We start from the raw sequence: 7,386 nt of genomic DNA on the forward strand, positions 1-7,386 counted from the left end.
GTCCGCCTCCCTCGGATGCGCCGGCGGAGGACACCCCGGCCCTGAGCCCGGAGGAGATGGCGGAGATTGAGAAGGCCCTGGGCGAGGACGCCAGCACCCGCGCGCGCCCGTCCGGCGACACGTCCCCCGCCTCGCCCACCGCCACCAATGACTCCGGCGTGACGCCGCTGCGGCTGCCCAACGCCATCTCCGGCGGCACCAGCTTCCTCAACCTGAGCTTCATCCTGGACCTCGCCGTGGCGGCGTTCTCCAACAAGGAGCCCCTGCAGGGCGGCGCGCATGACCCGACGCAGAACGGCTTCAACCTCCAGCAGCTGGAGCTGTCCATCGGCTCGGTGGTGGATCCGTACTTCCGCTTCGACAGCAACATCGTCTTCAGCCAGTACGGCGTGGAGATTGAAGAGGCGTACGCCACGACGCTGGACCTGCCCGCCAACCTCCAGGTGCGCGCGGGCCAGTTCCTCACCCGCTTCGGCCGGATCAACGCCACCCACCCGCACGCGTGGGACTTCGTGGATCAGCCCTTCGTCATCAGCCGCATGTTCGGCGCGGAGGGCAACCGCGGCCTGGGCCTGGAGACGTCCTGGCTCACGCCGCTGCCCTGGTACGTGGAGGTGATTGGCAGCGCCACCGACGCGAAGGGCGAGGCCACCGCGCGCAGCTTCTTCGGCGCCGCCAACGAGCGCGTGCTGTCGCCGCTGGACCTCCAGCTCACGGGCGCGGTGAAGCAGTTCTTCCCGCTGTCGGACGACCTGTCGCTCTTGTGGGGCCTGTCCGCCGCCACCGGCCCCAACCCGACGGGCTACCGCAACCACACCAGCATCTACGGCACGGACGTCTACCTCAAGTTCCGCCCCATCACGGAGGCGAGCGCGCAGCAGCTGGTGCTCCAAGCGGAGGTGCTCTACCGCCGCCGTCAGGCTCCCGACGACGTGCTGACGGACTGGGGCGGCTACGCGCAGACGGTGTGGCGCTTCTCCGGCCGCTGGGCCACGGGCGTGCGCTACGAGTTCGGCTCGCCGGCCAGGACGCAGGAGGGCCGCATCGCGAATGATCCGCTCGACCCCGAGTGGGTCTCCGACCGCCACCGCGTCAGCGCGGAGCTGACGTTCTGGCCCACGGAGTTCTCCCGCCTGCGCCTGCAGGCCGCCACCGACCGCGTCGGCTGGCGCGCCTCACCGGACTACTCGGCCTTCCTCGCGCTCGAAGTGGTGACGGGCGCCCATGGTGCCCATGCGTTCTGAACCCCTTTCCTGGAGCCCTTCCATGCGTTCCCTCTTCGCGGCCCTGTGCGCCGCCGTCGTCTGCTTCGCCGCCACCCCTGCTCGCGCGGACCTCAAGGTCGTCACCTCCCTGCCGGACCTGGCCGCGGTGGCCAAGGCCGTGGGCGGAGACAAGGTGGAGGTCATCGCGCTCGCGCTGCCCACGCAGGATCCGCACTTCGTGGACGCCAAGCCGAACCTGGCGCTCGCGCTCAACCGCGCCGACCTGCTGATCACCGCGGGCCTGGACCTGGAGATCGGCTGGCTGCCCACGCTGCAGGTGGGCGCGCGCAACAGCCGCATCCAGACGGGCAACACGGGCTACCTGGACGCGTCGCAGTTCGTGCGCCTCCAGGAGGTGCCGGCGACGGCGGTGGACCGCAGCCAGGGCGACGTGCACCCCGGCGGCAACCCGCACTACCTCTATGATCCGCGGCAGGCGGTGACGGTGGCGCGCGGCATCGAGGCGCGCATGTCGCAGCTCGATGCGAAGAACGCCGCCACCTACAAGGCCAACCTCGCGAAGTTCACGCAGGAGGTGCAGGCCGCGCAGCCCGGCTGGGAGAAGCGGCTCGCGGGGCTCAAGGGCGCGCCCGTCATCGCGTACCACCGGACGACGGCGTACCTGCAGGAGTGGCTGGGCTTCACCACCATCGCGTTCCTGGAGCCCAAGCCGGGCATCCCGCCCAACCCGTCCCACCTGGCGCAGGTGATGGCGCAGGGCAAGGCGCGCAAGGCGAAGCTGCTGGTGAAGGAGGACTACTACCCGGAAGGCACCGCGAAGCTCGTGGCCTCCAAGATCCCCGCGCCGCTCGTCGTCATCCCCGGGGGCACCGACTTCCGCAACGGGCAGACGTACGTGCAGCGCATCGAACTGCTGGTGAGCCGGCTGGAGCAGGGGCTCGCCGGGAAGGGGCCGTGACATGACGCGACGATTCCCCCTGGCGCTTCCCGGAGCGCTGCTGCTCCCGGTGGCGCTCCTGTCCGGCTGCGCCTTCGACGCGGGCGAGGGCTTCGCGGTGCTCAAGCCCTCCGTGCAGGCCGCGTACACGCCGCTGTCCGGCCGCGACGCGGGCGACGGCTATCAGGCGCTCGCCTCCGACTTCCAGCTGCGCATGGACGCGGCCTCCATGCGCCTGGGCAGCATCGACCTGCTCGCCAGCTCCGGCGGTGGCGGGGCCACGACGTTCGATCCCTCCTCGCCTCCTCCGGGCTACTCGCTGTGCCACAACGGGCACTGCCACAGCGACTCGGGCGAGCTCGTCGACTACGAGGACATCGAGGCGGAGCTGGGCGGTGGTGGCGGCAGCACCACCACCACGGTGGCCAACCTCCCCGTGGACGGCGACCTGGACCTGCTGCGGCCCGCGTCCGTGGGCCTCGACTGCCAGCCGGATTGCGAGCTGCCGCGCACGACGCTGTCCCGTGGACGCTGGTCCGTCACCGGCGTGCGCATGACGGGCAGCGTGCGCGACAGCCGCGTCCCGGCGCGCTTCGCGGGAGCCCGGGACTTCCGCATCACCCTCGCCCCGGTGGGCGCGGAGGCGGAGCCGCTGGCCGTGCTCTCCGGGGACCTGGACGTGCCGTCCGACCGCGAGAACGCGCCGGCCGTGGAGCTGGGCCTGAAGCTGGAGTTGACCCCGGCGCTCTTCGACGCGGTGGACTGGTCCACCGTGGCGGAGGCGCCTGACGGCGTCCTGGACCTGGATGCGCCTGGGAACGCGGCGGTTCGCACCGCGTTCCTGGAGCGCCTGGCGCAGGTGAGCCCTGTCGCGGAGGTGAGTCGTGGCGCACGGTGATCACGAGACGGCCTTGGACAGCGCGCACCGCACCGCGGCGGCGCACGAGCCTGGCGAGCCGCTGCTGAAGTGCGAGCAGCTCGTCATCGGTTACGGAGGCAAGGACATCCTGCCGCCCATGGACCTGGTGGTGCGCCGCCGGCAGTTCGTGGCGGTGGTGGGCCGCAACGGCTCCGGCAAGAGCACCTGGTTCAAGACGCTGCTGGGGCTCATCCCCCCGGTGTCGGGGCAGATCACGCTCGGCGCGCCCAACATCCGGAGCGCGTACGTGCCGCAGATGTCTTCCATCGACTCGCTGCTCCCGGTGCACGCGCGGGAGCTGACCGGGTGGGGGCGGCTGTCGGGGTGGAACTTCCTGCGCCCTTTCCCCAGCCGCGCGGATCGACAGAAGGTGGAGGCGGCGCTGGACACGGCGGGCGCGCGCGCCATCGCCAGGCGGCCCTTCCGCGACCTGTCCGGCGGAGAGAAGCAGCGCGCGCTGCTGGCGCGGGTCATCGCCACCGAGGCGGACGTGGTGCTCCTGGACGAGCCCACCGCGGCGATGGACGCCGTGGCGGAGAAGCAGACGATGCTGCGGCTGTGCGCGCTCGCGCATGACCGGGGGCTGGGCGTGGTGGTGGTGAGCCACGACATGTCCGTGGCGGCCGAGCACGCCGACGTCATCCTCTTCGTGGACCGCGAGCACCGCTGCTTCGTCATGGGCGATGCGCGCACCGTGTTCTGCCATCCGGCCTTCCGCCGCCAGTACGGCGACGACTACTGCAACACCGCGCCCCAGGGGCCCCACCGTGGAAACAGTCCTGCTTGAGCCCTCGAAGTGGGAGCAGTTCCAGTCAGCCTGGGAGCTGTTCCAGGATCCCATCCTGTGCGCGCTCATCGCCGGGTGCGTGCTGGGCTTCCTCAGCGTCTACGTCGTCTTGCGGCGCATGGTGTTCGTCAGCGCGGCGGTGACGAACACCGCGGGCCTGGGCGTGGCACTGGCCTTCTTCGCGGAGATCCACCTGGGCGTCCACGTGGATCCGCTGGTGGGCGCGGTGGTGCTGTCGGTGGCGGCCACGCTGCTGCTGATGGTGGAGCCCGCGAGGCTGCGCCTCTCACGCGAGAGCCTGCTGGGGTGCGCGTTCGCCTTCGCAGGCGGTGCGGCCATCCTCGTGGGAGACCGCATCGCGCAGGAGGCGCACGACATCCAGGGCATCCTCTTCGGCACCGCGGTGCTGGTCACGCCCGACCAACTCCACGCCGTGGCGGTGGTGGGCGCCGTGCTGATGGTGCTGCACCTGTGGTGGTACCGGGGCATCACCTTCGTCAGCTTCGATCGAATCGGCGCCACCGTGCAGGGGCTGCCGGTGCGGATGCTGGACACGGTGTTGATGGTGTCCATCGGCATCATGGTGGGCGTGTGCGCGCGCGCGCTGGGCGCCCTGCCCGTCTTCGCGTTCTCCACGCTGTCGGCCATCGCCGCGCTGGTGCTGGACCTGCGGCTGCCGTGGACCTTCTTCACCGCCACCGTGCTGGGTGGCATCGCGGGCGCGGGCGGCTACTTCTTCGCGTACTTCTACGACTTCCCGGTGGGCGGTTCGCAGACCGTCCTCTCCGGGGTCCTGGTGCTGCTGATGATGCTGGTGCAGTTGGTGCGCGCGCCCTTCCAGCGCAAGGCCTGAGCTGTGGCACCCCGCCGCCGTTCCTTCAGCGGACGGCGGCGGACACCTTCTTGAACTCGGGCGTGCCCGCGCGGCCCAGCAGGTCGAACAGGGCCGACTCCACGGTGAGGATGCGCGCGCCCGCATCGCGGCACAGCTCCAGGCCCACGCGGCGGTCCTCCTCGGCGCGCGACATCACGGCGTCCGCCAGCAGGCACGGCTCGCGGCCACTGTCGGCCAGGTCGCGCGCGGTCTGGAAGACGCAGATGTGCGTCTCCATTCCGGCGATGAGCACCTGCTTGCGATCTCCGAGCACCGCGAGCACATCCGGAGTGGCGGCGGAGAAGTCCAGCTTCTCCAGCGGCTTGAACTCGCCCAGCTTCAGCTTCAGGAGCGAGTGCGTGCGGCCCAGCCCCTGCGGGTATTGCTCCGTGACAATCACCGGCACGCCCAGGGCCCGGGCCCCCTCCACGGCAGCGCCGGTGCGCGCGAGCATGCGGTCCAGGGCGTCACGCTCCATGGCGGCGCACAGCCGCTCCTGGATGTCGACGACGAGCAGCACGGTCTGCTCGGGCTTCAGGCGGATTGAAGGCATGGGACGGCTCCTTGCGAGTGCTCCCAAGTGACGTGAAGGCCGCGCGTCCGTCAAGCACGGCCGCGCGGACGCTCACCCGCCGTGGACGGTCCAGGGGCCCTCCCCGCCCCTTGGTGCGGGCGCGGTGTCCACCGGCACATCGGGCACCCGGCGGAGCGCGGCGCGGCCCCTCCCGCCGGAGGCGAAGCCCCGCGCGCGTTGCAGGCCCGGCAGGTGCGGATCCGCGTCGCGCCACAGGTCCAGCACCACGGCGAAGTCGCGCGCGGCTTCGGACAGGCACTCGCAGGCGACGTGAGCCTCGGCGACGAGCAGCATGCAGTGGCCACAACCCGGCCGCTCCCCTGCCCGCTCCAGCGCCAGCTCCAGGGCCTTCTCCTCGCGACCCGAGTGCAGGCGCACGCGGGCCAGCGTCTCCCGCGGCGGACGGCAGAAGAGCGCGGGCCCCACCGGCCGCAGGCGCCGCTCCAACCGCAGGGCCCGGGTGAGCGCGGCCTCCGCGCGACCGGAGTCACCCCTCCTCGCGTCCAGCGTCCCCCGCAGTTCCTGCGCGGCGACCTCCGTCGTGCGCGCCACGTCGCGGGGGCACAGGGCACGGCCTTCCGAACGGGGCGCGTCCGACAAGGTGATCACCAGCGTCTCCAGCGCCTGGCATGCGCGCTCCACGTCCCCCAACCGTCCCGTCTCCAGCGCGCAGGCCCCGCGCGCGTACAGGCGCACGGCGTCACGCAGGCCCTGCTCCGCGACGGTGGCGCAGTCGCCCAGCTCCATCGGGACCTCCGCCGCCGCGCGGCAGAAGCCGAAGCGCAGGTGCGCGGCCACGAGCGTGGTCGCCGCGAAGAGGATCGCCTGAGGCCCTGCACCCGCGGCTTCCACGCGCTGGCGCAGCTTGCGGGCCCACTTCTGGGCCGCCCGGTAGCGCCCTTCCTCCGCGCAGCCTTCACTCAACAGGCGCAGGGCGGCGTCCGCGCTCGGCGCGACCTCCAGCGGCAGCGACTCCCGGGCGAGGTAGGCATCATCCGCCTCCACCACGGCCTCCAGGATGCGGTTCGCCTCCGCCGCGCGGCCCATGCGCAGCAGCAACCGTCCGGCGGCGAGCAGCGCGGGGCTGCCGGCGGGAACGAGCAGCGGAAGGGCCTCGGCGCTCGCGCGGGCCGTCTCCGGTCGCGCGCTCGGTAGCCACGCCTGCACCCAGGCCAGGTGCACGCCCGCGTGCTCCGGATGCGTGCGCAGCAGGTCGCGCAGGATGAACTGCGCGTAGGGCTGGCCCTGGCCGGGACGCCCATCGGATTCGTAGCCATCCAGCAGGAAGCCCGCGAGCAGCAGGCGGGGCTCGGGCTCCTCCGGGAAGCGGTCGACGAGGAACTCCATCTCGCGCACGAAGGCGTGCCGGCCATTGGCGGGGCCCTTGTCCGCGAGGAGGCTCGCGGCGACCACCAGGCGCTGCTCCAGGTCGGTGGTGCCCTCGGCCAGCGCCAGGGCCTTGCGGATGGCTTCCGCGCGGTCGGCGGCGAAGCGGGCTCCCGGGCCCCGCGCGAGCGCGAGCCCCCACCAGGCCATGGCGAGTGACGGATCCTGTCGCGCGGCCTCCGCGAAGGCGCGCCGGGCCTCCAGCGCCCAGCCCAGGTGCAGCAGGCGCAGGCCCTGATCAAAGTACGCCTGCGCGACCGGGACTTGCGTCGTCACTGGCAGGTGGGCCTTCCCGTAGCCGTCACACAACGGCGGCGTGGGAAGGGCTTCGTCCGGCAGGTCCTCCCACGCGACGTGGGCATGGACGGACGGTGCATCGGCTCGGAACAGTCGTGCCAGCATGGGTCCTCCTCACGCTCCGGTCATCGGAGCGACACGGTGTTGCACTGCGGCGTGTTGCACTCCGGCGTCGGTCGCGCGCACACGCACGGCCATCCGCCTCCAGGCGACCGACAACTCCTCCGCGGGCACGGGGGACGCCTTGCGCCGCGCGGCCAGACACTCGCGCCGCCAGGCCAGCCCCACGTCCCGCGCCACCCAGGCCTCGTAGTCCGCGAGCCAGTCCGCCAGCAGCGCGAGCCCCGCCCGCACCGCCCGACGCTCCGGCCCGGAGGCCGCATCCC

General features: G+C 72.3%; 7 protein-coding genes and 1 pseudogene. 5 read left to right on the forward strand and 3 right to left on the reverse strand.

Going from position 1 to position 7,386, the window contains the following annotated elements:
* From D7V93_RS33100 to D7V93_RS33120, 5 genes are all read left to right on the forward strand, one after another.
* On the forward strand, positions 1–1,244 hold a 1,244-nt coding region (locus D7V93_RS33100; protein ID WP_120647183.1), incomplete at its 5' end, for a zinc-regulated TonB-dependent outer membrane receptor.
* A gap of 22 nt (positions 1,245–1,266) precedes the next feature.
* Positions 1,267–2,184 carry a metal ABC transporter substrate-binding protein gene (locus D7V93_RS33105; RefSeq protein ID WP_120647184.1) on the forward strand — a complete coding sequence of 306 codons (918 nt, stop codon included), beginning with the start codon at positions 1,267–1,269 and terminating at the stop codon, positions 2,182–2,184.
* Between the two features lies 1 nt (position 2,185).
* On the forward strand, positions 2,186–3,061 hold the full coding sequence (locus tag D7V93_RS33110; RefSeq protein ID WP_120647185.1) for a hypothetical protein: 876 nt from the start codon (positions 2,186–2,188) through the stop codon (positions 3,059–3,061).
* Positions 3,062–3,074: 13 nt separating this feature from the next.
* On the forward strand, positions 3,075–3,869 hold the full coding sequence (locus D7V93_RS33115; RefSeq protein WP_120647189.1) for a metal ABC transporter ATP-binding protein: 795 nt from the start codon (positions 3,075–3,077) through the stop codon (positions 3,867–3,869).
* Positions 3,850–4,722, forward strand: coding sequence for a metal ABC transporter permease (locus D7V93_RS33120; protein WP_120647186.1), 873 nt, complete (start codon positions 3,850–3,852; stop codon positions 4,720–4,722). Before D7V93_RS33115 ends, D7V93_RS33120 begins: the two co-directional genes overlap by 20 nt.
* Before the next feature lie 25 nt (positions 4,723–4,747).
* On the opposite strand, the gene D7V93_RS33125 is transcribed toward D7V93_RS33120, so the two are convergent.
* From D7V93_RS33125 to D7V93_RS33135, 3 genes and pseudogenes are all read right to left on the reverse strand, one after another.
* A complete protein-coding gene (locus D7V93_RS33125) occupies positions 4,748–5,296 on the reverse strand; it encodes an isochorismatase family protein (protein ID WP_120647187.1) in 549 nt (182 codons plus the stop codon).
* Between the two features lie 72 nt (positions 5,297–5,368).
* Entirely contained in the window at positions 5,369–7,105 is a 1,737-nt protein-coding gene (locus D7V93_RS33130; protein ID WP_120647188.1) for a hypothetical protein, read from the reverse strand.
* A gap of 9 nt (positions 7,106–7,114) precedes the next feature.
* Positions 7,115–7,386: pseudogene (locus D7V93_RS33135) on the reverse strand (hypothetical protein); the annotation flags it as partial.

It is taken from the genome of Corallococcus llansteffanensis (genome assembly GCF_003612055.1).
In the GTDB taxonomy this organism is placed as follows: Bacteria; Myxococcota; Myxococcia; order Myxococcales; family Myxococcaceae; genus Corallococcus; species Corallococcus llansteffanensis.

What these genes read in the sequence shown, in the direction of transcription:
- D7V93_RS33125 (WP_120647187.1), bottom strand. Translation starts at nt 5,296, where the DNA reads ATGCCTTCAATCCGCCTGAAGCCCGAGCAGACCGTGCTGCTCGTCGTC.
- D7V93_RS33110 (WP_120647185.1), top strand. Translation starts at nt 2,186, where the DNA reads ATGACGCGACGATTCCCCCTGGCGCTTCCCGGAGCGCTGCTGCTCCCG.
- D7V93_RS33105 (WP_120647184.1), top strand. Translation starts at nt 1,267, where the DNA reads ATGCGTTCCCTCTTCGCGGCCCTGTGCGCCGCCGTCGTCTGCTTCGCC.
- D7V93_RS33130 (WP_120647188.1), bottom strand. Translation starts at nt 7,105, where the DNA reads ATGCTGGCACGACTGTTCCGAGCCGATGCACCGTCCGTCCATGCCCAC.